The sequence below is a fragment of the Kosakonia sp. SOY2 genome (assembly GCF_027109175.1).
Classification (GTDB): Bacteria; Pseudomonadota; Gammaproteobacteria; order Enterobacterales; family Enterobacteriaceae; genus Kosakonia.
Map to the genome: position 1 here is coordinate 1,153,289 of NZ_JAPVXH010000001.1, position 22,357 is coordinate 1,175,645.

General features: G+C 56.2%; 20 protein-coding genes. 13 read left to right on the plus strand and 7 right to left on the minus strand.

All coding sequences use genetic code 11. The features are described from left to right. The 3 genes from O3S68_RS05445 to O3S68_RS05455 are packed head-to-tail and all read right to left on the minus strand — an operon-like array spanning position 1 to position 1,179. Complete coding sequence (locus O3S68_RS05445; protein WP_269231661.1) at positions 1-252, minus strand: DUF1427 family protein; 252 nt, start codon at positions 250-252, stop codon at positions 1-3. Positions 253-268: 16 nt separating this feature from the next. Continuing rightward, on the minus strand, positions 269-439 hold the full coding sequence (locus tag O3S68_RS05450; protein WP_072051623.1) for a DUF1427 family protein: 171 nt from the start codon (positions 437-439) through the stop codon (positions 269-271). A gap of 53 nt (positions 440-492) precedes the next feature. Continuing rightward, the gene (locus O3S68_RS05455; protein WP_016496081.1) at positions 493-1,179 is read right to left on the minus strand and encodes a hydrolase; all 687 of its coding nucleotides are present in this window, start codon (positions 1,177-1,179) and stop codon (positions 493-495) included. A 233-nt stretch (positions 1,180-1,412) separates the two neighbouring features. Between O3S68_RS05455 and O3S68_RS05460 the strand changes: the two genes are divergently transcribed. From O3S68_RS05460 to O3S68_RS05475, 4 genes are read left to right on the plus strand one after another with little or no spacing between them, the layout of a single operon-like run. Continuing rightward, positions 1,413-3,287 (plus strand): amidohydrolase, encoded by a 1,875-nt coding sequence (locus tag O3S68_RS05460; protein ID WP_269230982.1) that lies wholly within the window; start codon positions 1,413-1,415, stop codon positions 3,285-3,287. Between the two features lie 4 nt (positions 3,288-3,291). After that, positions 3,292-3,708, plus strand: a complete 417-nt coding sequence (locus O3S68_RS05465; RefSeq protein ID WP_269230983.1) for a DoxX family protein — start codon at positions 3,292-3,294, stop codon at positions 3,706-3,708. After that, positions 3,705-5,339, plus strand: coding sequence for an MFS transporter (locus O3S68_RS05470; RefSeq protein WP_097406740.1), 1,635 nt, complete (start codon positions 3,705-3,707; stop codon positions 5,337-5,339). The genes O3S68_RS05465 and O3S68_RS05470 overlap by 4 nt, the downstream gene beginning before the upstream one ends. Positions 5,340-5,383: 44 nt before the next feature. Continuing rightward, positions 5,384-6,205 carry an alpha/beta fold hydrolase gene (locus O3S68_RS05475; protein WP_016496077.1) on the plus strand — a complete coding sequence of 274 codons (822 nt, stop codon included), beginning with the start codon at positions 5,384-5,386 and terminating at the stop codon, positions 6,203-6,205. A gap of 52 nt (positions 6,206-6,257) precedes the next feature. Here O3S68_RS05475 and O3S68_RS05480 read toward each other — a convergent pair whose 3' ends face one another. After that, positions 6,258-8,036 carry a thiamine pyrophosphate-requiring protein gene (locus O3S68_RS05480; RefSeq protein ID WP_269230984.1) on the minus strand — a complete coding sequence of 593 codons (1,779 nt, stop codon included), beginning with the start codon at positions 8,034-8,036 and terminating at the stop codon, positions 6,258-6,260. Positions 8,037-8,140: 104 nt separating this feature from the next. Here O3S68_RS05480 and O3S68_RS05485 point away from each other — a divergent pair, with 104 nt between their 5' ends. Beyond that, positions 8,141-8,560 (plus strand): GNAT family N-acetyltransferase, encoded by a 420-nt coding sequence (locus O3S68_RS05485; RefSeq protein WP_016496075.1) that lies wholly within the window; start codon positions 8,141-8,143, stop codon positions 8,558-8,560. 3 nt (positions 8,561-8,563) lie between these two features. On the opposite strand, the gene O3S68_RS05490 is transcribed toward O3S68_RS05485, so the two are convergent. The 3 genes from O3S68_RS05490 to O3S68_RS05500 all read right to left on the minus strand — a co-directional run bounded on the left by O3S68_RS05490 (position 8,564) and on the right by O3S68_RS05500 (position 12,284). After that, entirely contained in the window at positions 8,564-10,138 is a 1,575-nt protein-coding gene (locus O3S68_RS05490; protein WP_269231662.1) for a sensor domain-containing diguanylate cyclase, read from the minus strand. A gap of 172 nt (positions 10,139-10,310) precedes the next feature. Continuing rightward, positions 10,311-11,531, minus strand: a complete 1,221-nt coding sequence (locus O3S68_RS05495) for a diguanylate phosphodiesterase (RefSeq protein WP_044489356.1) — start codon at positions 11,529-11,531, stop codon at positions 10,311-10,313. A 105-nt stretch (positions 11,532-11,636) separates the two neighbouring features. Continuing rightward, on the minus strand, positions 11,637-12,284 hold the full coding sequence (locus O3S68_RS05500; protein WP_016496072.1) for a GntR family transcriptional regulator: 648 nt from the start codon (positions 12,282-12,284) through the stop codon (positions 11,637-11,639). Positions 12,285-12,555: 271 nt separating this feature from the next. Here O3S68_RS05500 and O3S68_RS05505 point away from each other — a divergent pair, with 271 nt between their 5' ends. The 8 genes from O3S68_RS05505 (at position 12,556) to O3S68_RS05540 (ending at position 22,348) form a co-directional block, all read left to right on the plus strand. After that, a complete protein-coding gene (locus O3S68_RS05505; RefSeq protein ID WP_269230985.1) occupies positions 12,556-13,920 on the plus strand; it encodes an MmgE/PrpD family protein in 1,365 nt (454 codons plus the stop codon). A 27-nt stretch (positions 13,921-13,947) separates the two neighbouring features. Then, positions 13,948-15,270, plus strand: a complete 1,323-nt coding sequence (locus tag O3S68_RS05510) for an MmgE/PrpD family protein (protein WP_045508408.1) — start codon at positions 13,948-13,950, stop codon at positions 15,268-15,270. Positions 15,271-15,282: 12 nt separating this feature from the next. Continuing rightward, a complete protein-coding gene (locus tag O3S68_RS05515; protein ID WP_269230986.1) occupies positions 15,283-16,044 on the plus strand; it encodes a sulfite exporter TauE/SafE family protein in 762 nt (253 codons plus the stop codon). A 153-nt stretch (positions 16,045-16,197) separates the two neighbouring features. After that, a complete protein-coding gene (locus tag O3S68_RS05520) occupies positions 16,198-17,244 on the plus strand; it encodes an amino acid ABC transporter substrate-binding protein (protein ID WP_017456806.1) in 1,047 nt (348 codons plus the stop codon). A 63-nt stretch (positions 17,245-17,307) separates the two neighbouring features. Then, positions 17,308-18,522: an amino acid ABC transporter permease gene (locus tag O3S68_RS05525; RefSeq protein WP_097406736.1), complete on the plus strand. Its 1,215-nt coding sequence runs from the start codon at positions 17,308-17,310 to the stop codon at positions 18,520-18,522. A 9-nt stretch (positions 18,523-18,531) separates the two neighbouring features. Beyond that, positions 18,532-19,599 (plus strand): amino acid ABC transporter permease, encoded by a 1,068-nt coding sequence (locus O3S68_RS05530; protein WP_269230987.1) that lies wholly within the window; start codon positions 18,532-18,534, stop codon positions 19,597-19,599. Beyond that, on the plus strand, positions 19,599-20,357 hold the full coding sequence (locus tag O3S68_RS05535; RefSeq protein WP_016496065.1) for an amino acid ABC transporter ATP-binding protein: 759 nt from the start codon (positions 19,599-19,601) through the stop codon (positions 20,355-20,357). The genes O3S68_RS05530 and O3S68_RS05535 overlap by 1 nt, the downstream gene beginning before the upstream one ends. A gap of 452 nt (positions 20,358-20,809) precedes the next feature. Beyond that, positions 20,810-22,348, plus strand: a complete 1,539-nt coding sequence (locus tag O3S68_RS05540; protein WP_016496064.1) for a methyl-accepting chemotaxis protein — start codon at positions 20,810-20,812, stop codon at positions 22,346-22,348. Positions 22,349-22,357 lie beyond the last annotated feature (9 nt).

The following is a 22,357-nucleotide window of genomic DNA, read 5'->3' on the forward strand; positions in this document are numbered from 1 at the left end:
TTAATCCCGGCGCGGCGGTGCGTCCGGCGGTTCAGGTTGCGGCGTACCGCTAATCTTTGGCACACACTCATGGCGAAACCATGCCATGGTTAACGGTTGCCGGGCAAGTAACCGACGGGTAATCGGAACCAGTTGCTCTCCCACCAGCATGCCGAATAACCCCAGTAAGGCAATCACCGGCGGTGCGGGGGAACGCGTCCCCAGTAAAGCATAAATCCCCCCAGCCAGAAGACCGACCAGGAGGGAAAGGATCTAGGATTTCATAGGCTCACCCCGCCGCAGCTTGTGTGATCAGTGCGCTGACGAGCTGTTCGCCCATCAACATGCCAAGCAACCCGACCAGCGCAATCGCCGGTGGCGCAGGCGATCGCACCTTCAGCAAGGCGTACATTACGCCAATCAGCACGCCTGCGGCGAAAGAGACAAGTCCGACACTCATGGCATTCTCCTGCCGTTTAAAGGCTGACCGGCGTACACCGGCCAGCAAGAGACTTATTTCGCCGGAACCGGTGCCAGCGTGCGATGACCCGCTTTCGCGCGAGAAGGCGCTTTGTGCACCATGGTGTAGGCATAATCGACGCCCATGCCGTATGCGCCGGAATGCTCTTTCACAATATTCATGACCGCGTCGTACGTTTCGCGGTGCGCCCAGTCACGCTGCCACTCCAGCATCACCTGCTGCCAGGTCACCGGGATCACGCCTGCCTGGATCATGCGCTGCATGGCGTAATCATGCGCCTCTTTCGAGGTGCCGCCGGAGGCATCTGCCACCATATAGATTTCGTAGTCGCCTTCCAGCATGGCGCACAGGGCGAAAGTGTTGTTGCACACTTCGGTCCACAAGCCGGACACCACCACTTTACGTTTGCCGTTGGCCGCCAGCGCATCACGCACTTTCTGGTCATCCCAGGAGTTCATTGAGGTGCGTTCCAGAATATCTTTCTCCGGGAACACATCCAGCAGTTCAGGATAGGTGTTGCCGGAGAAACTTTCGGTCTCGACGGTAGTGAAGATGGTCGGAATATTGAACACTTTGGCGGCTTTCGCCAGCGCGACGGTGTTGTTTTTCAGCACCTGGCGGTCAATAGACTGCACGCCAAACGCCATCTGCGGCTGGTGATCGATAAAGATTAACTGACAGTTTGCCGGGGTCAGAACTTCAAGTTTCGCGGTAGTCATACAAGCATCCTTAGAGGTTAAAGTGAGGAGTGTTACGTTCAGACAGCAACTCACGCGCCATCGCTATCGTTGGCTGTATGTTAGGTATCCCTCCCCGGCATAACTATTATCTGAAGGTATAACTATCCTTTCGTATACCTATACGTTCGTATAACTGTTCATTCTTTCCCAACGCTTAGCATAATCCGCCCAGACGCTTATCCGGCCCATGAGGCCGCCAGACTGGAGGAAGTATGGATTTGCTCGTACATGCAGAACTGATATTGCTTAATGGTCAGTTTCATACGGTTGATCGGGAAAACCCGCTCGCCGATGCCGTGGCTATCCGCGACGGAAAATTTGTCCAGGTGGGGACCGAAGCCGAGGTGATGGCTTACCGTGGTGAACGCACAAAAGTGGTGGATCTGAAAGGCCATACGGCGATCCCGGGGCTGAACGACTCGCACCTGCACCTGATCCGCGGCGGGCTTAATTACAACCTGGAGCTGCGCTGGGAAGGTGTGCCGTCACTGGCGGATGCCCTGCGTATGCTGAAAGAACAGGCGCTGCGCACGCCGTCTCCGCAGTGGGTACGCGTGGTGGGCGGCTGGACAGAGTTCCAGTTCGCCGAACGCCGTATGCCGACGCTGGACGAAATTAACGAGGCCGCGCCGGACACGCCGGTGTTTATCCTGCATCTGTACGATCGCGCCCTGCTCAACCGCGCGGCGCTGAACGTGGTGGGCTACACCAAAGACACGCCTAACCCGCCGGGCGGCGAAATTCAGCGCGACAGTAATGGCAATCCGACCGGGATGCTGATTGCGCGGCCAAACGCGATGATCCTCTACGCCACGCTGGCGAAAGGGCCAAAACTGCCGCTGGAGCAGCAGGTCAACTCCACGCGCCAGTTTATGCGTGAGCTGAATCGTCTGGGGCTGACCAGCGCTATTGACGCGGGCGGTGGTTTCCAGAACTACCCGGAAGATTACGAAGTGATCGCCGAACTGCACAGCAAACAGCAGATGACCATTCGCATCGCCTATAACCTGTTTACCCAGCGTCCGGGGCATGAGCTGGAAGATTTCGAAAAATGGACCGATATGTTAACGCCGGGCCAGGGCAGCGACTTTTTCCGCCACAACGGTGCGGGTGAAATGCTGGTCTTTTCCGCCGCCGATTTTGAAGATTTCCTTGAGCCGCGCCCGGATCTGGCGCCCGGTATGGAAGAGGAACTGGAGCGCGTGGTGCGCCATCTGGTTGAGCACCGCTGGCCGTTCCGCCTGCACGCCACCTATAACGAATCGATCAGCCGCATGCTGGATGTATTCGAAAAAGTGAACCGCGACATTCCGTTTAACGGTCTGCACTGGTTCTTTGACCATGCGGAAACCATCACCGAAGCCAATATTGAGCGTGTAAAAGCGCTCGGCGGCGGGATTGCGGTTCAGCATCGCATGGCCTTCCAGGGCGAATATTTCGCCGAACGCTACGGTTCGCAGGCCACTAAACAGACGCCGCCGGTGGCGAAAATGCTGGAAGCCGGGTTGCCGGTTGGTCTGGGCACCGACGCCACGCGCGTTGCCAGCTACAACCCGTGGACGGCGCTCTACTGGCTGGTTTCCGGGCGTACGGTTGGCGGCATGCAAATGTACGACCACAGCGCGCGTCTCGATCGCGATACCGCCCTGCTGCTCTGGACGCAAGGCAGCGCCTGGTTCTCCAGCGAACAGGGGAAAAAAGGCCAGATTAAAGTCGGTCAACTGGCCGATCTCGCCATCCTCAGCAAAGACTACTTCCGCGTACCTGAGGAGGAGATCAAAGGGATTGAATCGGTGCTGACGGTGGTCGGCGGTGAGATTGTTTATGCCGCTGGCGCGTTTGGTCCGCTGGCACCGCCGGCGATCCCGGTACTGCCAGACTGGTCGCCGGTGGTGAAGGTCCCTGGTCATTATCGCAGTGCGCCGCCGCAGGCCGCTCGCGTAGGTCAGGCGTCGGGCGTACACCACTGCTCTGGTCCGTGTGGCGTACATATCCATCAACACGATGTTGCACGCGGTGCCGCCATGCCGGTTTCCGATGAAAACGCCTTCTGGGGCGCGCTCGGTTGCAGCTGCTTTGCGTTCTGACATCATGAAAACATCCTCTTTCACTGCTGTTTCGCCCCGCGTTGATGCGGGGCTGTTCTTCCTGCGCCTGACCGGCAGCCTGCTGTTGCTGTATGCGCATGGCCTGCCGAAGGTGCTGCATTTCAGTAACGAACTGGCGCATATCGAAGATCCGTTTGGTCTCGGCCCGTGGATGAGTCTGCTGCCGGCGATTTTCGCCGAAGTGGTTTGCCCGCTGCTGATCATCGCCGGTGTCGCCACACGGCTGGCCTGTATCCCGATCATCGTGGTGCTGCTGGTCGCGATGCTGGTCGTGCATGCAGACTGGTCACTGGCCGAGGGGCAATTTGGCTGGTTGCTGCTGATTATCTTCACCACCTTGCTGTTAACCGGGCCGGGAAGCTGGCGGCTGCGCGTGGCGGCGAAAGGAGCACTGGCATGACGCAACAAAACGAACTGCACGCAGCGGTGACAGTGTCACCTGATATCAACGCTGCCCCAGCCGCTTCTGCCTGGCAGCCGCTGCGCCAGCGCGTTTTCCGCATGCTTTGGATAGCGACGGTGGTATCCAATGTCGGCTCATGGATGAGCGACATCGGGGTGAACTGGACAATGCTCTCGCTGAGCGCCGATCCGCTGGCGGTCGCGCTGGTGCAGGCGGCCAGCAGCCTGCCGATGTTCCTGTTTGTACTGCCTGCGGGGGTACTGGCGGATATCGTTGAACGGCGCAAAATCCTGCTCTTTTCGCAAGCCTGGACGTTCTGCGCGGCAGCCGGTCTGGCGCTGCTGTCGTTTACCGGCAATGTCACGCCGGAAGTGCTGCTGGCGGCGACGTTTTTACTCAGTACTGGCGCGGCGCTTAGCTCACCGGCTTTCCAGGCGGTGGTGCCGGATCTGGTTGAAAAACGCGAACTGAGTCCGGCGATTGCCCTTAATTCGCTGGGCATCAATATCAGCCGCGCGATTGGTCCGGCGCTGGGCGGGCTGCTGCTCTCTTTCGCCGGTCCGTGGATGGTGTTCTTCCTGAACGCCCTGTCGGTACTGGGCGTGGCGTTTGTGCTCTATCGCTGGCAGCCGCAGGTGACCATTCAGCGTCTGCCGCCGGAACACTTTTTTACCGCCATTCGTGGTGGGCTGCGCTATGTTCACGCCGCGCCGGTGCTGCGCAATGTGCTGGCACGTACGGTGGCGTTTTTCCTGTTTGGTAGCGCCGGATGGGCAATGCTGCCGCTGGTGGCGCGACGCGAGCTGGGTCTCGGCCCTGGCGGTTACGGCATCATGCTGGCCTGTATCGGGTTCGGCGCGATTTGTGGCGCGATGCTGCTGCCAAAATTGCGCAAGCGGCTGAATGCCGACCAGATGATGGTGGCCGCCAGTTTGCTGTTTGCCGTCACCATGGTAGCGCTGGCGTTTATTCGCCATGTCTGGCTGCTCAATGCCTTTGAGTTTTTTACCGGCTTCGCGTGGATAGCCGTGCTCTCGACGCTGAACGTCGGCGCACAGCGCAGCGCGGCCCGCTGGGTAAAAGCGCGCGCGCTGGCGGTCTATCTGACCGTGTTCTTCGGCTCAATGACGGTCGGCAGCGCCATCTGGGGCAAGCTGGCGTCGGAGTTCGGCGTGACGTGGGCACTTTGTGCCGCCACGCTGGGGATGGTGCTGGGAACTGCTACAGTTTTACGCTGGCGGCTGGAAAAAGACGCCGCGCTGGATCTCGACATGATTGATCCGGCGGGCTTCGCGACCGAAACCGACATTCCGCATGAACGCGGGCCGGTGATGGTCAGTTGCGAATATCGGGTCTCCCCGCAAGATGCGCATGATTTTGTCTGTGCGATGCAGGAGATGCGCCGCGTGCGCAGGCGTACAGGCGCGATGGGCTGGGCGGTGTATGAAGATGCCCACCATGCTGGCCTGTTTGTTGAAACCTGGGTGATGGGATCATGGATCGAGCATTTGCGCCAGCATGAACGTCACACGGTCAATGACAAACTGATTAGAGAGCGCGTGCTGGCCTTTCATCAGGGCGACGAGCCGCCGGTGGTCCGGCATCTGGTCGCGCCCGCGCAACGATAAGCGTTATGCAGTTAAAAACCACAACACAACAATGAGGTAAACACATGAGCACAATCAAAACGCAGGATGGTACTCAGATCTATTACAAAGACTGGGGTGCGGGTAAGCCGGTTCTCTTCAGCCATGGCTGGCCGTTAGATGGCGATATGTGGGACAGCCAGCTGAATTTTCTTGCTGAACGCGGCTACCGTGTGATTGCGTTTGACCGTCGCGGTTTTGGTCGCTCCGATCAGCCGTGGAATGGCTACAACTACGATACTTTTGCTTCCGATATTAACGATCTGATTACCGCGCTGGATCTGCACGATGTGACGCTGGTTGGCTTCTCGATGGGCGGCGGTGACGTCACCCGTTATATCGGCCGCTACGGTAGCGCGCGTGTCGCCGGTCTGGTACTGCTCGGCGCGGTGACGCCGATTTTTGGCAAAACCGACGATCACCCGCAGGGCGTTGATAAAAGCGTATTCGACGGGATTCAGGCCGGTCTGCTGAAAGATCGCGCGCAGTTTATCAGTGATTTCGCCACGCCGTTTTATGGCCTGAACGCCGGGCAGAAAGTCTCTGACGGCGTGCTGACGCAAACGCTGAATATCGCCCTGCTGGCGTCGCTGAAAGGCACGCTTGACTGCGTTACCGCGTTTGCGGAAACAGATTTCCGCCCGGATGTGGCGAAAGTGGATGTGCCGACGCTGGTTATTCACGGCAGTAACGACCAGATCGTGCCGTTTGAAGCGACCGGTAAATTATCGGCTGAACTGATTAAAGGCGCGGAACTGAAAGTCTATGAAAATGGCCCGCACGGCTTTGCGGTCACGCATCAGGATCAGTTGAACGCCGATCTGCTGGCGTTCCTCAACAAACTGTAATTACCCCTGATATTGCACTCGCCCGGTACGCCATGCGCACCGGGCTTTTTTATCACTTCTTATGGAACAACTGGCTGGCGGTATCGCTCAGCACCTGAACCGCACCGCGATCCCCTTTCACCATTGACGCCATAAACGCTTTCGCCTGTTTGAAGGTGATGTGCGGCGGTAATGGCGCAACTTCCGGATCGGTCTTCACCTCCAGCACCACCGGGCGATCTGCCTGCAACGCCTGTTGCCAGGCGGCGGATAAGGCCTCGGGCGTATCGACAAAAATGCCCTCCAGCCCCAGCGTGCGGGCAAATTCCGCATAATGCACATCCGGTAGTTGCTGCGTCGCTTCAAAGCGGGGATCGCCCTCCATTACCCGCTGCTCCCAGGTGACCTGGTTGAGATCCTGGTTATTGAATACGCAGATGATTAAGCGGGGATCCTGCCACTGTTGCCAGTATTTCTGAATGGTGATCAGTTCGGCCATATTGTTCATTTGCATGGCGCCATCGCCCACCAGCGCCACCACGGGTTTTTCCGGCGCGGCAAATTTCGCGGCAATGGCGTACGGCACCGCGGCACCCATACAGGCCAGCCCGCCGGAAAGCGAGGCGCGCTGCCCCTGCTTAACGCGGTAGTCGCGGGCGAACCAGTTCGCGCAGGAACCGGAGTCAGAGGTGACAATCGCATTCTCCGGCAGTAGCGGAGACATCTCCCAGACCACGCGTTGCGGGTTGACCGGTTTTGCCGGCGCCATGGCGCGCTGCTCCATCAGTTGCCACCAGTCGCGAACGTGACGGGCAATCTCTTCCTGCCAGCTACGGTCGTTTTTGTGCGTCAGCAACGGAAGCAATGCGCGCAGGGTTTCGGCTGCATCCCCGTGCAAATTGACTTCGCAGGGGTAGCGCAGGCCAAGCATTGCCGGGTCAATATCGATCTGTACCGCGCGCGCGTTGCCCTCCGGCGGCAGAAATTCCGTCCACGGAAAACCGCTCCCGATCATCAATAACGTGTCGCACTCCTGCATCAGTTTCCACGATGGTTCCGTGCCCAGCAGGCCAATGGAGCCTGTGACGAACGGCGCATCATCAGGCAGCACATCCTTGCCGAGCAGGGCTTTTGCCACGCCTGCGCCCAGTAAATTTGCCGCCTGCACCACTTCCACCGCCGCGTTACGCGCGCCCGCGCCAATCAGTATTGCCACCTTTTTCCCGGCGTTCAGTACCTCTGCCGCCCGTTGCAGGTCGGCATCGTGTGGGATGACGCGTGGTCGCTGGTAACCCGAACCTGAATGGGTAAATCCGTGCGCGTGCCGGGGCGGTTGCCAGGCTTCGTCCTGTATATCTTTGGGGATGATCACTACGCCAACGCCATTTTGCGCCATGGCCACACGAACGCCGCGATCGACCAGATGCCGGACTTGCGCGGGCGATGCCGCTTCCTGCACGAAGTTGGCGACATCGGCGAAAACGCGATCCAGGTTCATCTCCTGTTGGTAACTGGCACCCCGCGCGGTGGTTTCTGCCTGCCCGGTGATGGCCAGCACCGGCGCGTGATCCATTTTGGCGTCATACAAGCCGGTGAGCAGATGCGTGGCCCCCGGGCCGCCCGTCGATAAGCAGACCCCCAGTTCACCGGTAAACTTCGCGTGACCGACCGCCATAAACGCGGCCATCTCTTCATGGCGAACCTGGATAAATTCAATCCCGTCGCCCGCTTTATTAGCGCGCTGGATGGCGCCCAGCACACCGTTGATGCCATCGCCTGGATAACCGTAAATGCGAGTCACGCCCCATTCTTTCAGACGCTGAACAAAGAAATCACTGGTTTTCATGCTCACTGTACTTTCTCCTTGCGAATTGGTAACAGTCTTTAAGGGTAGACGACGCTCGCCGCTGACCAACCTGTTATCATTCTGATAAATACAAAGAGGAGAAAAGAGAAATGGCGCTGATAGTTAAACATGAAGTGACCGAGCAGGATCAGCAGGAGCTTTTTACCGGTTTGCGCCGCTACAATCAGCAGTTTGTTAATCTCAGCGAATGGGCGCATCTGGGCGTCTATTTTCGCGATGATAATGGCGTCATGCAGGGCGGTTTGATTGCCCACCAGCAAGGTGGCTGGCTGAATATCCACTATTTATGGGTGCATGAGGATCGGCGTGGCAGCGGGCTTGGCAAAGAACTGATGCAGCGCGCCGCGCAGGAAGCGGTCGCGCTGGGTTGCCACCATGCGCTGGTGGATACCTTCAGTTTCCAGGCACTGCCTTTCTATCAAAAACTCGGTTATGAATTGCAAATGTCGCTGCCGGATTATCCGCACACCGGTATGCAGCGCCACTATCTAACGAAAGCGCTGGTCTGAAATTCAATCCACTTGCCGTAACAGCGCTTCTGTTGCGGCAACCGCGCGATCGCGCCCTTCTATTTTGGCCTGGTAAAGCGCTTTATCAGCGCCCTCTTTTAGCCGGATGGCATCGTCAAAATTCGCATCGGCGATCAGGCTGTAACAGCCTGCGCTGATAGTGACCACATTTTCCTGACCGCTGGTTTTGGTGTGCGGAATTTTGGCGCTGCGCACCATTGCGACAGCCTGACGCGCGACAAACAGCGCGCCTTCCGGGCCGGTATCGGGCAGGATAATGGCAAACTCTTCGCCGCCGTAACGGGCAATCAGATCGTGACTGCGTACTTTCAGTTTGGCAATAATTTCGCCGACCATTCGCAGGCAGTTATCGCCGGCAACATGGCCGTAAAAATCGTTATAACGCTTGAAATAGTCGATATCGAGCATGATAAGCGAGACGGGTTTTTGCGTCACCGCAGAGGCTTTCAGGCTTTTTGCCAGAAACAGATCGAACTGGCGACGGTTGGCAAGCCCGGTCAACCCGTCAGCCAGCGCCATCAGTTGCAAGGTGTGGTTGATGCTGGTGAGTTCATCGCGCAGGACGGCAAGTTCCGTCTGGTTGCGCACATTAAGCCTGACCTGGCGGAAGATAATCGCCCCCATCAGCAGCGTACCCAGCAGCAGCATGGCATTAAGCACCAGATCCGGCAGGCTGTCTTTTAACCAGCTATGCCACAGCGCGGGTTTGTCATAACCCGCTGCCACCACCAGCGGATAGCGCTCCAGGCGGGCGAACCCATAAATGCGTTCAATGTGATCCAGTGCGGAAACCCAGGTGCCATTCCCCCGGTCCTTTTTCGCCAGTTCGCGGGTAAATAACGGGCTGGCAGAAAGATTGCGGTTGATGATTTCATCGCCATAGGGGCGCACATACACGGCGGTGCCGTCGGTATTTACCAGCGCCAGCATGTCGCGGCTTTGCAACTCAAAATAGCCATAGAAATGGCGGAAATAGTCGACTTTTACCGTTGCCAGCAAAACACCGGCAAAACCGCCGGAACTGTCGCTGATGCGCAGCGACACCGGGATCACCAGATCGCCGGTCGAACGACTGCGAATAACATGGCCGATGTGAATACTGCCGTGGCCGTTACGGCGGTGGTAGACAAAATATTCGCGGTCACTGTTGTTCGACATCACCGGAATTTTGCCAAACGAGGTGGCTTTCATATTGCCCTGGGTGTCGTAAACCATCAGCCCATGCAACTGCGGTAACCGCTCTGCAAGCTCTGCGAGATAAACGCCGAACTGGTTGACATCAATGCCTTCAATGCTGTCTGTTGGCAGATTGCGGCGAATGTCCCGCAGCACGAGCTCCGTTTGCAAAAAGGTATCTTCCGCCTGGCGCGCCTGTGAAACGGAAAGGTTAATCGCATCCCGTTCGCTGTCTTCGACGACACGTTCCCATGCGCGGGATAAGGTCCATGCGCTGGTCGCGCTGCCAGCCAGCAACAGACCAACCATAAAAAAAGTGATACTGCGCCCGAGGGAGGAATGGAGCGCCAGCGCCCGCGCGACACGTCTTTTGAGTTTCATCATTCCCCCGCAACCACATCCACTGTTATTCAGTTAAGCATAGAAGAACGATGATTTATAAGCCAAATAACGCAGGGGTTTGCGCTATTTCCGGCGTAATACGCACGGCGTTGGCATAAAAAAGGAGAATACCGTGAGGATCCTCCTTAGCAGTGAGGCTTGCCGGAAAAGATTAGATTTTGTGAAGGATGCGCTGGGGCCAGTTAATTGCCGAAACACCATTAAGCATCGGGCGGGCAAACAGAAACCCCTGGAAACGCTGAATGCCAACGGCTTCCAGCCAGCACCACTCTTCCACCTTCTCCACCCCTTCGGCGACGACGGTAATTTGCAGTTCGGCGCAGCAATCGATAATCGCTTTCACAATCGCCTGTTTCGGGCCATGCAGATGAATATCGGTGACGATGGTGCGGTCGATTTTTAGCTTGTCTGGCTGGAATTTCGCCAGCAATGACAACCCGGCAAAACCGGAACCAAAATCGTCAATCGCCAGACCAATACCGGCGGCGCGCAGCTGGCGGATGGCCCAGGTAAATTCTTCATAACCGGAAATCACTTCATCTTCTGTCACTTCGACGATGATCTGCCCGGGGTTAAGCTGGTTACGGGTGATGTGATTCAGCAGAATGTCCACCGCGCCGGGAATTTTGACCAGCGACATCGGCAGCAAATTGATGGCGACTTTGTGGTTACCAATGCCGAGGCGACGCGCCATTGCCAGCGCCCAGCCTTTCGATGCGAGGTCGGCTTCGTGCAGCTTGTTTGGCGCAATCGTTGAGAAATAGTCCTGCGGGCTGCCGCCGTCGGGTCCACGGATCAGGGCTTCCAGCGACGAAATATTGCCGCGCAACGGTTCGATAATGGGCTGGAAGGCAAACTGGCACGGTTGTTCGTGAAATAACGGGGTATCGCTGGCGAAAGGCGATGTTTTGATGGCGAAACGCCACTGTTCGGGCGACGTGTTACGCACCCCGCCGTTGGTGTTCGGCGAGGCGATAAACGTGCGGATAAATTTGTAGACCCGATCATTGCTGGCCAGCTTATATTTCAGCGTGCCAAAGCGGAGGATCGCGCGTAGCACGACGTGGGGTTTCATCACCCGCAAATCGAACAACACCATTCCTCTGTCAACAAAGCGACGGCGCGGCGCGAAATCGCGCAGCAGTTCAACCACATTACCGTGGCGGGGATCTTTGCCGATCCGCTCATACACCGCGTTGACCGATGCCTGCGGTCCCTCAAGGACCTGTAAAAAATGATCGCCGTCGAACAGTAAAATTCCCGTTACATGCAATTGCGCGTTGCGCAGGCTTGCTCGCTCGACAATGCCTGCCAGTTGTGAGGGATCTAATGTTCGATTCAGTCGGCTACGGTAAATCAAAGTCGCTAACACGAAATGCTACCCTCAGAATGCCCACAGAAAGCCCGATTAAAAATACGCCATTCCGGAGTCTATCAGCGGTTGAGGATTTCCGTCCGTCAAATAAGGGGCAATCTGTTAGCGTTCTCGTTGGCTTAAAATTGTCAAACGTGCGCGATAGCCGTGGCGAATATGCTCACAGGCGATTTCCTGCGCCGCGGCACTGTCACGTCGCGCCAGCGCGTCAACAATGGCCTGGTGTTCGCGTTTCGACTCTTCGGTACGCTCTTTTAGTTCGTAGGTGGTGCTGCGCAATAACGACAAATGGATGCGTAAATTGTCCAGCATTTCATTGAGATAGGGATTATGTGTTGCGCGGTAGATTTGACGGTGGAACATGCGGTTGTGATCGTGAAGGGCTTTGCTGTCGGTCAGAGAGGCTTCGGCGTGAACCATCTCCTGTAGCAAGGCTATCTCCGCGTCAGAAGCGGCATTGACTGCCAGTGCCATCGCCAGCCGCTCCAGCCCTTCGCGCACATCGAACAACTGACGCAGACGCTCGTAACTGATGTGGGCGATGATAAGACCGCGTTGCGGTCCCGGTTCGGCAAGCCCGAGCGTTTCCAGGCGGTGAAGCGCTTCACGTATCGGCGTTCGGCTCAGGCCAAACTGCTCTGCCAGCCGCGTCTCCTGTAGACGCTCTCCCGGCAGCAACTCTCCTGCTTCGATAGCGGAAATAAGAATTTCAAACGGCGTTAAGCCCGCGTCGCGACCCGTCGATTTCACGTTTTAGCTCCTTTCGTATGTACTGATGATGGCTTTGCAAAGTCTGCACCCTGCCGTCGTTCATCTTGCCACAGGAACGGGGAGGCTTTTGCATTTTTTATTCTTTGCTTATTTAAAAAACATCTTTTGACGTTTACGAAATCGCTGCTATGTTTATTTTAAATTCATTGTATACAAATGAATTCAAATATACACAAAACGAATATTTGCTTTTTATTTTGTAAGCCAACACCGTATTTGCAAGTCAACACCAGGGAAACTGTGTTTTACCATGACAACGAAAGCAGAAACTGCATTAACCCGTGGAGAACAGCTAAGCCATTTTATCAGCCATGCTAATCAACTCGTTGTGCCAGCTGCCGTTCGGCACGAAGCAAAACGCGCATTAATTGATTTTCTTGGCGTGGCGATCGGCGCCGTTAATGACGATGCCGTTAACGCTGTTCGCCAGGTGGCGAAAAAATGGAATGCCGCCGGTGATGCGCGAATTTTCCTTTCTACTACCACCACTCCGGCACTTGCCGCATTAGTTAACGCCACCATGGCGCACGCCGCTGATTACGACGATACCCACCCAGCGGGCGCAGGCCACCCCGGCGGCCCGTGCTGGTCAACGGCGCTGGCGATGGCGCAGGCGCATCCGGTTGACGAGGAGCAGATCCTGCTGGCCTTTATCACCGGTTTTGAAGTGATGGCGAAACTGGGCGGCGGCTGGGTTCCGGGCGTTGGCCGCAACCTGCAACGCCGTGGTTTTCACCCTACTTCTGTTGTCGGTCGCGCCGGCGCGGCAGCCGTTGCCGCAGCGATTTTGCAGCTTTCCGAAGAACAGGTGCGCAACGCGTTAGGCGCGGCGGCAACCATGATGGGCGGTTTGCAGAAATCTTCCGGTACCCACGGAAAACCGTTCCACGCCGGGAAAGCGGCAATGGACGGTATTCTGGCGGCTGAACTGGCAGCGGAAAATTTTGTCGGTGCCCACCATTTTTATGAAGCTGACGGCTGGGTAAAAATCTTTATCCAGGACGGCAGCGCGGAAATTCCCCCGCTTGATTTCGGCGTGAGCTGGGAACTGCTCACCAACGGCTACAAGCTGTATGCCAGCTGCCGTGGTACGCATGCGTCCATTGAGACCGCACGTAAACTTTATCCACAATTGCAGGGGCGTGCTATCACCCGAATTTCGGCAAAAGTGCACCCGATGGGCATGGTTAACGCCGGAATTATGGAGCCGCGTACGCCGCTGGAGAGTAAATTCAGCATTCCTCACTGTATCACTCTTGCATTAAGCGGCTACGCTCTGACAGATACCGATTTCACCCAGGCGACGGTTGACGATCCGCGCCCGCGTGCGCTGCTGCCGCTGCTGGAAGTGGAAGCGGTTGATGGACAGTCCGCCAGTTCCGCCTTTATTGATGTCTGGCTGGATGATGGCAGCGTGTTGCATGCGCATACGGATGTCTATCGCGGTCACGCGCAAAATCCACTGAGCGACGATGAGTTGCGCGCCAAATTTGACGCCCTCACCGTTCCTGTCCTCGGCGCGGCGCGAAGCGCACAATTATATGACGCCGCCCTGCACTTTGAGCGCCCCGGATCGCTGGCGCGCATCACCGGATTACTTGCCGGCGACCACTAATTCTTTTTTTGTACAGGAAATCTGTTCATGACTATTGCCCGACAACTTGCCGGTAATTTACTGGCGTTCTCCCGGCAGGCTTTCCCGCAGGCCGCGTACGCCCAGGCGCGTACCGCGATAATTGATACGTTAGGCGTGACGCTTGCCGGCGGTGTGCAGGATGGCTCGCGCAAATTGCGTGCAGTGATTGTCCCTTCTGCCGCGACCGGCAACAGCCGCGTATTTGGCACCGACCTGAAGCTGAACGCGCTCGATGCCGCCCTGTTAAATGGCGTCTCTTCGCACCTGCTTGATTTTGATGATTCCAACTCCTGGCTGCACGGCCATATTTCTGTCGCCGTTTTGCCCGCGCTGCTGGCGCTGGCGGATGAGCTGGATATCAATGGCGAAGCGGTGCTGCGCGCGTATATTACCGGCTATGAAACCGCGGTGCGCATGGGTAAAGCCGTGAGCCCGTTTCAGTACCGCCATGGCTGGCATCCGACTACCACGGTCGGCGTTTTCGCCGGTGTGGCGGCCTGCGCGGTAGCACTCGATCTTAATGAAGAGCAAACCGCCACGGCGCTGGCGATGACCGCTTCACTCGCCAGCGGCATTAAATCGAACTTCGGCACGGAAACCAAAGCCCTGGCGGTCGGCCAGGCGGCGCGGAGCGCGGTAATGGCCTGCAAACTGGCAAAAGAGGATTTCAGCGCAGGCGCGAATGCCTTCGAGCATCATCAGGGATATTTCCACGTCTATAACGGCCAGGCGAATGTCGACCCACTCCCGTTAACGGAAAACTGGGATGCAACGCCGTTTATTCTCGATACCGTGAAGAGTAACAATTACAAATACTTCCCATGCTGTTACGCTATTTTATCGCCGCTAGATGGCGTGCTGGCGCTGCGTGAGGAAACCGGGTTGCAGCCGCATGAGATTGAGCATATTGAGGTGAAAGTTCACCCGATCCGCTTCCCGCATATCAATATTCCGCAGCCGGAAAACCCGCTGGCGGGTAAATTCAGCCTGCATTATTGCGTGGCGCGTGCGTTTGTCACCGGCACCCTGACGCTGGATGATTTTATCGACGACGCGCGTTTTCAGGATCCGGCGACACAGACGTTAATGCAGAAAGTGACGCTGGAGCGCCATGACGAAGAGATTACACACAGCGCCTTCGTCACGCTGACCACCGTCGACGGACGGCAGTTTGCCTTGCGGGTCGCCGGGGCGCGGGGTTCCAGCCCGGCAATTCCGCTGCCGGATAACTTGATAGAACAGAAATTTCTTGATTGCGCCAGCCGAATTCTGCCAGCGGCAGAGGCTCAGGCGCTGTATCATCGCCTGCTGCAGGATGATTTTCGTTAAACGGATGTGAGTATGACACTGACGTTGATACCGCCGGAGATTTCCCCGCTATTTGCCGGGGTGATGGTGTTTTGCAGTTTCCTGACCTCGGCGCTGACGGCCGCCATGGGGCTCGGCGGCGGCACAGCATTGCTGGCGATCATGGGGCTGGGGATGCCGGTGAGCAGCCTGATGCCGGTACACGGCATGGTGCAGCTTGGCTCCAACTTTAGCCGGACGCTGATTCAGCGAGTCCATGTGGTGTGGCCGCTGGTGCTGTGGTTTTTACTGGGTAGCGCGGTCGGCATTGCCGTTGGCGCACCGGTTGCGGCGGTGATCCCGGACAGCATCGCCCGTATCGCACTGGGGTTGTTTATTCTCTGGTCGGTGCTGCGTAAACGCGGAGAACAGAAACCGCTGAGTCGGCCGTTGTTTATTATTGGCGGCGCAGTGAGTAGTCTTGGGACGATGATTGTTGGCGCAACCGGGCCGATGGTCGCCGGGCTTATCAGTTCACAAGGGCTAAAACGCCAGCCGCTGATTGCCACACATGCGACCTGTATGGTGTTGCAACACGGGTTAAAGATCCTCGCGTTCGGGCTGATGGGTTTTGCCTGGGCCAGCTGGTTACCGGTGCTGGTGGCAATGATTATCAGCGGTGCGCTGGGTACGTGGCTCGGAACGCGCGTACTGGATAACGTACCGGAGCGGCTGTTCCGCATACTGTTTCGCATTACCATGATCCTGCTCAGCGCGCAGTTGCTGTGGCAAGGTGTGCGGGGATGGCTGCAATAATTCCATCGTCGGTTTTCTGGATATGCTTTACTGAATTCGTTCTTTGCTAAGGAGGTCATGGATGAGGAACATACGTATACAAACGGAAATGTTAGTGAAATCAGTAATAAATACAGTTAATTAATCGGATAGCAACTTTAAAAAGGATCGGTCATGCTCAAAAAATCTCACCTTGCCGCCTCAGCCTTGCTGCTGGCGCTCGGCAGTTTCCTGGCGCCAGCCCAGGCGGAAAACGCGCCAGCTGTTAATGGCGATACCGTGAAAAAAATTAAAGCGCGCGGTGAACTGGTGTGCGGCGTTCACCCTGCCCGTCACGGTTTTGCCGCGATTAACAGCAAAGGCCAGTGGGAAGGTCTTGATGTTGATTTCTGCCGTGCGCTGGCAACGGCGGTGCTGGGCGACGCGTCGAAAGTGCGTTTTACCCCGCTCTCGACCGCACAACGCTTTATGGCGCTGCAGTCTGGCGAAGTGGACGTGCTGTCACGTAATACCACCGCGACGCTCACCAACGATGTGTCGCTCGGCATCAGTTTTGCGCCGCCTAACTTCTACACCGGCACCGGTTTTATGGTGCGCGCCAACAGCGGCGTGAAAAAACTGGAAGATCTCGACGGCGCAACCGTTTGTGTCACGCCAAGCAGTACCGAACGTAACGTCGCGCAGATTTTCGGCTCGCGCAACATTCACTACACGCCAGTGGTTATTGAAAACAACAAAGAGTATGTCGCCGCCTACCTCGCGGGTCGCTGTGATGTGATCGCCCGCGATAAAGTGGCGCTGCCCGGTATCCTGGCGTTTGATACCGACAAACCGCAGGATCATGTGATCCTGCCGGGGATGTACTCCAAAGAGCCACTGGCGATGGCGGTGCGCAAAGGCGATAACCAGTGGTATGACATTGTGAAATGGGTGGTTTACGCCACTTTCGATGCCGAAGAGATGGATGTTAACCAGAGCAATGTCGATGAAAAACTGAAATCCACCGATCCGGATGTTCAGGGCCTGCTTGGTGTCACCGGCGGCTTCGGTCAGAAACTGGGGCTGGATGACAAATGGGTGTACAACATCGTTAAACAGGTGGGCAACTATGGCGATATTTACAACCGCCACTTTGGCCCGAAAAGCGCTGAACCGCTGGATCGCGATTTGAATAATCAGTGGAACAAAGGTGGCCTGCTTTACGGTCTGCCGATCCGTTAATCGCCGGGCCGCCTCCGTCTTGCGGGGCGGCCCTTCTCCACTCCTGCCACAGTCGTAATTTTAATGATGAAACAGTCTGACAACTCCGGTGTTCTGGCGTCGGATGCGACGCGCGAGGCCACCGCGTTTCGCCTTTTCACCTTTTTTGGCAGTCAGTCCGTGCGCAGCGCCTGCTACCAGTTGCTGCTGGCGGCGCTGCTTGCAGGATTTAGCTACTGGCTCTACAGCAACGTGGTGGAAAACCTGCATGCGCAACGCATTTCGACCGGTTTCGGTTTTCTGCACCAGCCTGCGCACTTCGCCATCGGGGAAACGTTAATTCCCTACTCCGCGAATGACACCTACACCCGCGCGCTGGTGGTGGGGTTTCTTAATACCCTCTATGTGACGCTGTGCGGCATTGTGCTGGCGACACTGCTCGGATTTTTGGTTGGTATTGGCCGGGTTTCCAGAAACTGGCTATTGATGAAAGTATGCGTCACTTATGTGGAGCTGCTGCGTAATGTCCCGGTGATCCTGCATGTGATCTTCTGGTCGATGGTGATCCGCAACCTGCCCGCGCCGCGCCAGGCGATAGAACTGCCGGGCGGTTTTCTTACCAACCGGGGCTTAACGTTCAGCGTTCCGGCGGCGCACAGCGGCTGGCAGTGGACATTGCTGGCGCTGCTGGCTGGCTGTGTGTTAAGCCTGCTGGTTTCACTGCTTGCGCGTTACTGGCGCGAGCGGCGCAGCAAAGTGCTGCCCACTGGACGTATTCGCCTCGCGCTGATTATCGGCCTGCCGCTGCTGGTGTGGTGGTTGTCCGGCGCGCCCCATGCGCTGAATACGCCGGAGCTGCGCGGGTTTAACTTTCGCGGTGGGTTTACCATCAGCCCGGAATTTACCGCGTTGCTGCTGGGGATCTCGCTCTACTCATCTGCCTATATCGCCGAAATTGTTCGCGCGGGGATTCAGTCCGTGCCCAAGGGGCAACTGGAAGCGGCGCGCGCGCTGTCGTTTTCATCGTGGCATGTCATGCGCTATGTCGTCATTCCGCAGGCGATGCGGGTGATGGTGCCGCCGCTGGCGAGCAAATATGTGAGCCTGGCAAAAAACAGTTCGATAGCCGTGGTGATTGGCTACCCGGAACTGGCGAATATCAGCAACACCATGATGAGTCAGACCGGCCAGGCGCTGGAGGCTATAGCCATTATGATGGTGGTGTATCTGGTCATTAGCGGTACCACCTCGCTGTTGATGAACCTGTTTAACCGCTACGTCGCCATTAAAGAGCGCTAAGGAACCGTTATGCAAAATCCTGTGGTTTTCTGGCTACGACAGCATTTATTTAGCAGCGTTGCACAAAGCGTATTGACGCTGCTGTTATTAACCGTGCTGGCGCTGGTGGGGTCAACGATCCTGCGCTGGGGCGTGATAGACGCGGTCGGTTTTAACGGGACGGCCGAGCAGTGCCGGGCGGCGGCTGGTGCCTGTTGGGCGGTGATCGGCGAGAAGTATCGCCCGATCCTCTTCGGGCTCTATCCGTATGATGAGCAGTGGCGTGCCGCCCTGGCGGTGCTGGTGTGGTTTGTCACCGTCGGGCTTTCGCTGTCGCCGATGTGCTGGCACTCGCGCCTGTTGTGGCCGCTGTGGATAGTCTCGCTGGTTGTGATGTCAGTGCTGATGAGTGGCGGTCTGTTCGGGCTACCGCCGGTCTCTTCAGCGGACTGGGGCGGTCTGCCGCTGACGCTGCTGCTTTTTTCCGGGACGGTGATTATTGGCATGCCGGTGTCGGTGGCGCTGGCGCTGGGCCGCCGCTCTCCGCTATCGTTTTTGCGCGGTTTGTCGGTGGTGTTTATTGAAGGGTTACGCGGCGTACCGTTGATCACGATCTTATTTGTCGCCGTGAACGTTTTTCCGCTGTTTTTACCGGCCGGGATGGAAGTGAACAAGCTGCTGCGGGTGATTATTGGTATTGCCCTGTTCTTTGCCTGCTATCAGGCTGAAGTGATCCGTGGTGGTTTGCAGGCGGTACCGCGCGGTCAGTATGAAGCGGCCGCGGTGCTGAATCTGGGTTACTGGCACACCACCACCAAAATTGTGCTGCCGCAGGCGCTGCGCATCTGCCTGCCGGCGGTGACCAACCATATTATTGCGGCGATGAAGAACTCGTCATTCGTGATCATTATCGGCCTGTTCGATGTTCTGACCGCCACCACCGCAGTGATGCAGGACCCGGTATGGCGTCGTTATTACATTGAAACCTATGTGTTTATCGCCGGCCTGTATTTACTGTTTGGCTTTTCGCTTTCCCGTTACGCGGTGTGGATCGAAGGACGCATCGATGAACGCCGCAACCCTGAAGGAGTTTCCTGATGCAAACCACAACGCCCCCGCACGATGCGATCATTCAAATGACCTCCGTCAGCAAATGGTACGGGAAATTTCAGGTGCTGGATGATGTTTCGCTCAGCGTAAAAAAAGGCGAACGCGTGGTGATTTGCGGGCCATCCGGTTCCGGTAAATCGACGCTTATCCGCTGTATTAACCGGCTGGAAGAGCACCAGAAAGGCCAGATTCTGGTGAACGGTATCGAAATGAATGACAACGTGCGCAACATCAGCCGCATTCGTTTGAGCATCGGCATGCTGTTTCAGCAGTTTAATCTGTTTCCGCATTTAAGCGTGCTGGATAACCTGATTATCGGCCCCACGCTGGTGCGCAAGATGAGCCGCCCGCAGGCAACGGAGCTGGCGATGCACTATCTGGAAAAAGTGCAGATCGCCAACCAGGCGCATAAGTTCCCGTTGCAGCTCTCCGGCGGCCAGCAACAGCGCGTGGCGATTGCCCGCGCGCTCTGTATGCAACCGGAGATTATGCTGTTTGACGAGCCAACCTCGGCGCTGGACCCGGAAATGATCAAAGAAGTGCTGGATGTGATGCTGGATCTGGCGGACAGCGGCATGACGATGATTGTGGTCACGCATGAAATGGGCTTTGCCCGTACCGTGGCGGATAACGTGATTTTGATGGCCGACGGCCGCATTGTTGAATCCGCGCCGCCGGAAACGTTTTTCACGCAGCCTGCGCATCCGCGTACCCGTCAGTTCCTCGATCAGATCCTCAGCCATTAATTGCAGTGCGGCGGAAAACCGCCGCACTGCCGTCGCAATCAATATTCTGCTGCTGCATCGTTAATAACCATAAATAAATTACTGGTATTGTGGTTTTCTTATACCTGGGACTTTATCTAAAAGTAAAAATGTTAGCCTGCGATGTTAATGTTTCTATTTTTGATCGTCTATTTATTCGCCTTTGCTGCATCACTGGCTATTAATTTGACTTAAGAATGTACTTATGGCTGGTTTGTTTTTTTGTCGTCATTTTTCTTTCGCAAAATCATAACAATATTTATAAATTGAGTCGTAAGTATGACTAAAAAAATATTTAACGCAGCTACTTTCCGTTGCCGATAACTTTGTGGAGAATGCACTGGTAATAACAAAAACTCACTGGCCGGTAAATTATAAAAAAGCCTATTACCGCGTCAGCAATTTATTGATCGCGGTACATTACGGGGTTTTTCATGAAGCGTAACACTCCTGTTACACAGAAAGAGTATTTGCTTAACGATGGGGCGACGCTGTTGTCGACCACAAATACGCACAGCCATATTACTTATGCCAATACGGCATTTATTGACGCCAGCGGATTTACCGAAGACCAGTTGATGGGCGAAGCGCACAATATTATTCGCCACCCGGATATGCCCGCCGCCGCTTTTGGTGATATGTGGTTTACCATCCAGCAAGGTGATAGCTGGACCGGGATGGTGAAAAACCGCCGCCAGAACGGCGATCATTACTGGGTGCGCGCTAACGTGACGCCGGTTTATCAGCAAGGTGAGTTGACCGGTTATATCTCGGTGCGGAATATTCCACAACGCGATGAAATTGACGCCAGCGCCGCGCTTTATGATCAAGTGAATGAAAACAAACTTCGCGGTTTCCGTTTTTATAAAGGTTTAGTGGTTCGCCGTGGGTTATTTTCTTTCCTTTCAATTTTCCAGCGGATTAGTGTTTCAAAACGGATTAACCTGGGCGCCATTATTACCGCTGCCCTGTTAGTGGTATTGCAATTCCTGCCATTTAATGCTGCTGAAAAAGCCGGTGTAACGGTTATTGCATTGGGATTACTTTCCGCTTTTTTGCAGAGCCAAATATCACGCCCGCTTAAAATAGTTTTGTCACAAATGCAAAAAGTGGTCTCCGGGCGAAAAGCCGACTACCGCCATTTTAACCGCGTGGATGAAATCGGTTTGCTGATGCGCCTGGTAAACCAGTCCGGGTTGAACCTTAATTCGCTGGTGGGCGATGTTTCCGCGCAAATAAAAGGCATTCGCGTGATCAGCGGGCGCATCTCCAGCGAAGGCGATTCTCTGCGGCAACGTACGGAAGAGACCTCCGGCGATCTGCACCAGACTGCGGCGGCAGTTGAAGAGATCGCCAGCGCGGTAAGGCAAACGGCGGAAACCGCAACAGAAGCGATGGCGCGCGCGGATGAGACCAGCGCCAGCGCGATGGAAAGCGGCGATGTGATGAAAAAGACCATTGCCATGATGCAGTCGGTTTCCGCGGACAATAATAAAATCGTCGACATCATTGGCGTCATCGACAGTATCGCTTTCCAGACCAATATTCTGGCGCTGAATGCGGCGGTGGAAGCGGCGCGTGCCGGTGAATCCGGCCGCGGTTTTGCCGTGGTTGCAGCTGAAGTGCGTAATCTGGCGCAACACTCCGCCTCTGCCGCGCGTGAAATTCAGACGCTTATCGAACACAACGTGGCTAACGTGAAAAGCGGTGTTGAGATGGTCGAGAACACCGAAACCCACCTGACAGCGATGATCGAAAGCGTGATCAATATGTCGGCGATGATTAAAGAGATCGGCATCGCCACCCACGAACAGACCCAGGCGCTGGAGCTGATTAACCAGTCCGTTTCGCGTATTGGCGCCATGACGCACAACAACACCGGCATGGTGGAGCATGTCACCAGCGCGGCGGAAGATCTCTCTGAACGCGCCGCCCGCCTGCATCGCGCGGTGCATGTTTTCGGCGGTAGCTGATAGTCCAGG

Coding starts and splice junctions, on each gene's coding strand:
- O3S68_RS05530 (WP_269230987.1), top strand. CDS start 18,532: ATGCAAAATCCTGTGGTTTTCTGGCTACGACAGCATTTATTTAGCAGC.
- O3S68_RS05475 (WP_016496077.1), top strand. CDS start 5,384: ATGAGCACAATCAAAACGCAGGATGGTACTCAGATCTATTACAAAGAC.
- O3S68_RS05470 (WP_097406740.1), top strand. CDS start 3,705: ATGACGCAACAAAACGAACTGCACGCAGCGGTGACAGTGTCACCTGAT.
- O3S68_RS05525 (WP_097406736.1), top strand. CDS start 17,308: ATGATGAAACAGTCTGACAACTCCGGTGTTCTGGCGTCGGATGCGACG.
- O3S68_RS05455 (WP_016496081.1), bottom strand. CDS start 1,179: ATGACTACCGCGAAACTTGAAGTTCTGACCCCGGCAAACTGTCAGTTA.
- O3S68_RS05490 (WP_269231662.1), bottom strand. CDS start 10,138: ATGAAACTCAAAAGACGTGTCGCGCGGGCGCTGGCGCTCCATTCCTCC.
- O3S68_RS05520 (WP_017456806.1), top strand. CDS start 16,198: ATGCTCAAAAAATCTCACCTTGCCGCCTCAGCCTTGCTGCTGGCGCTC.
- O3S68_RS05540 (WP_016496064.1), top strand. CDS start 20,810: ATGAAGCGTAACACTCCTGTTACACAGAAAGAGTATTTGCTTAACGAT.
- O3S68_RS05485 (WP_016496075.1), top strand. CDS start 8,141: ATGGCGCTGATAGTTAAACATGAAGTGACCGAGCAGGATCAGCAGGAG.
- O3S68_RS05450 (WP_072051623.1), bottom strand. CDS start 439: ATGAGTGTCGGACTTGTCTCTTTCGCCGCAGGCGTGCTGATTGGCGTA.
- O3S68_RS05505 (WP_269230985.1), top strand. CDS start 12,556: ATGACAACGAAAGCAGAAACTGCATTAACCCGTGGAGAACAGCTAAGC.
- O3S68_RS05510 (WP_045508408.1), top strand. CDS start 13,948: ATGACTATTGCCCGACAACTTGCCGGTAATTTACTGGCGTTCTCCCGG.
- O3S68_RS05460 (WP_269230982.1), top strand. CDS start 1,413: ATGGATTTGCTCGTACATGCAGAACTGATATTGCTTAATGGTCAGTTT.
- O3S68_RS05515 (WP_269230986.1), top strand. CDS start 15,283: ATGACACTGACGTTGATACCGCCGGAGATTTCCCCGCTATTTGCCGGG.
- O3S68_RS05535 (WP_016496065.1), top strand. CDS start 19,599: ATGCAAACCACAACGCCCCCGCACGATGCGATCATTCAAATGACCTCC.
- O3S68_RS05465 (WP_269230983.1), top strand. CDS start 3,292: ATGAAAACATCCTCTTTCACTGCTGTTTCGCCCCGCGTTGATGCGGGG.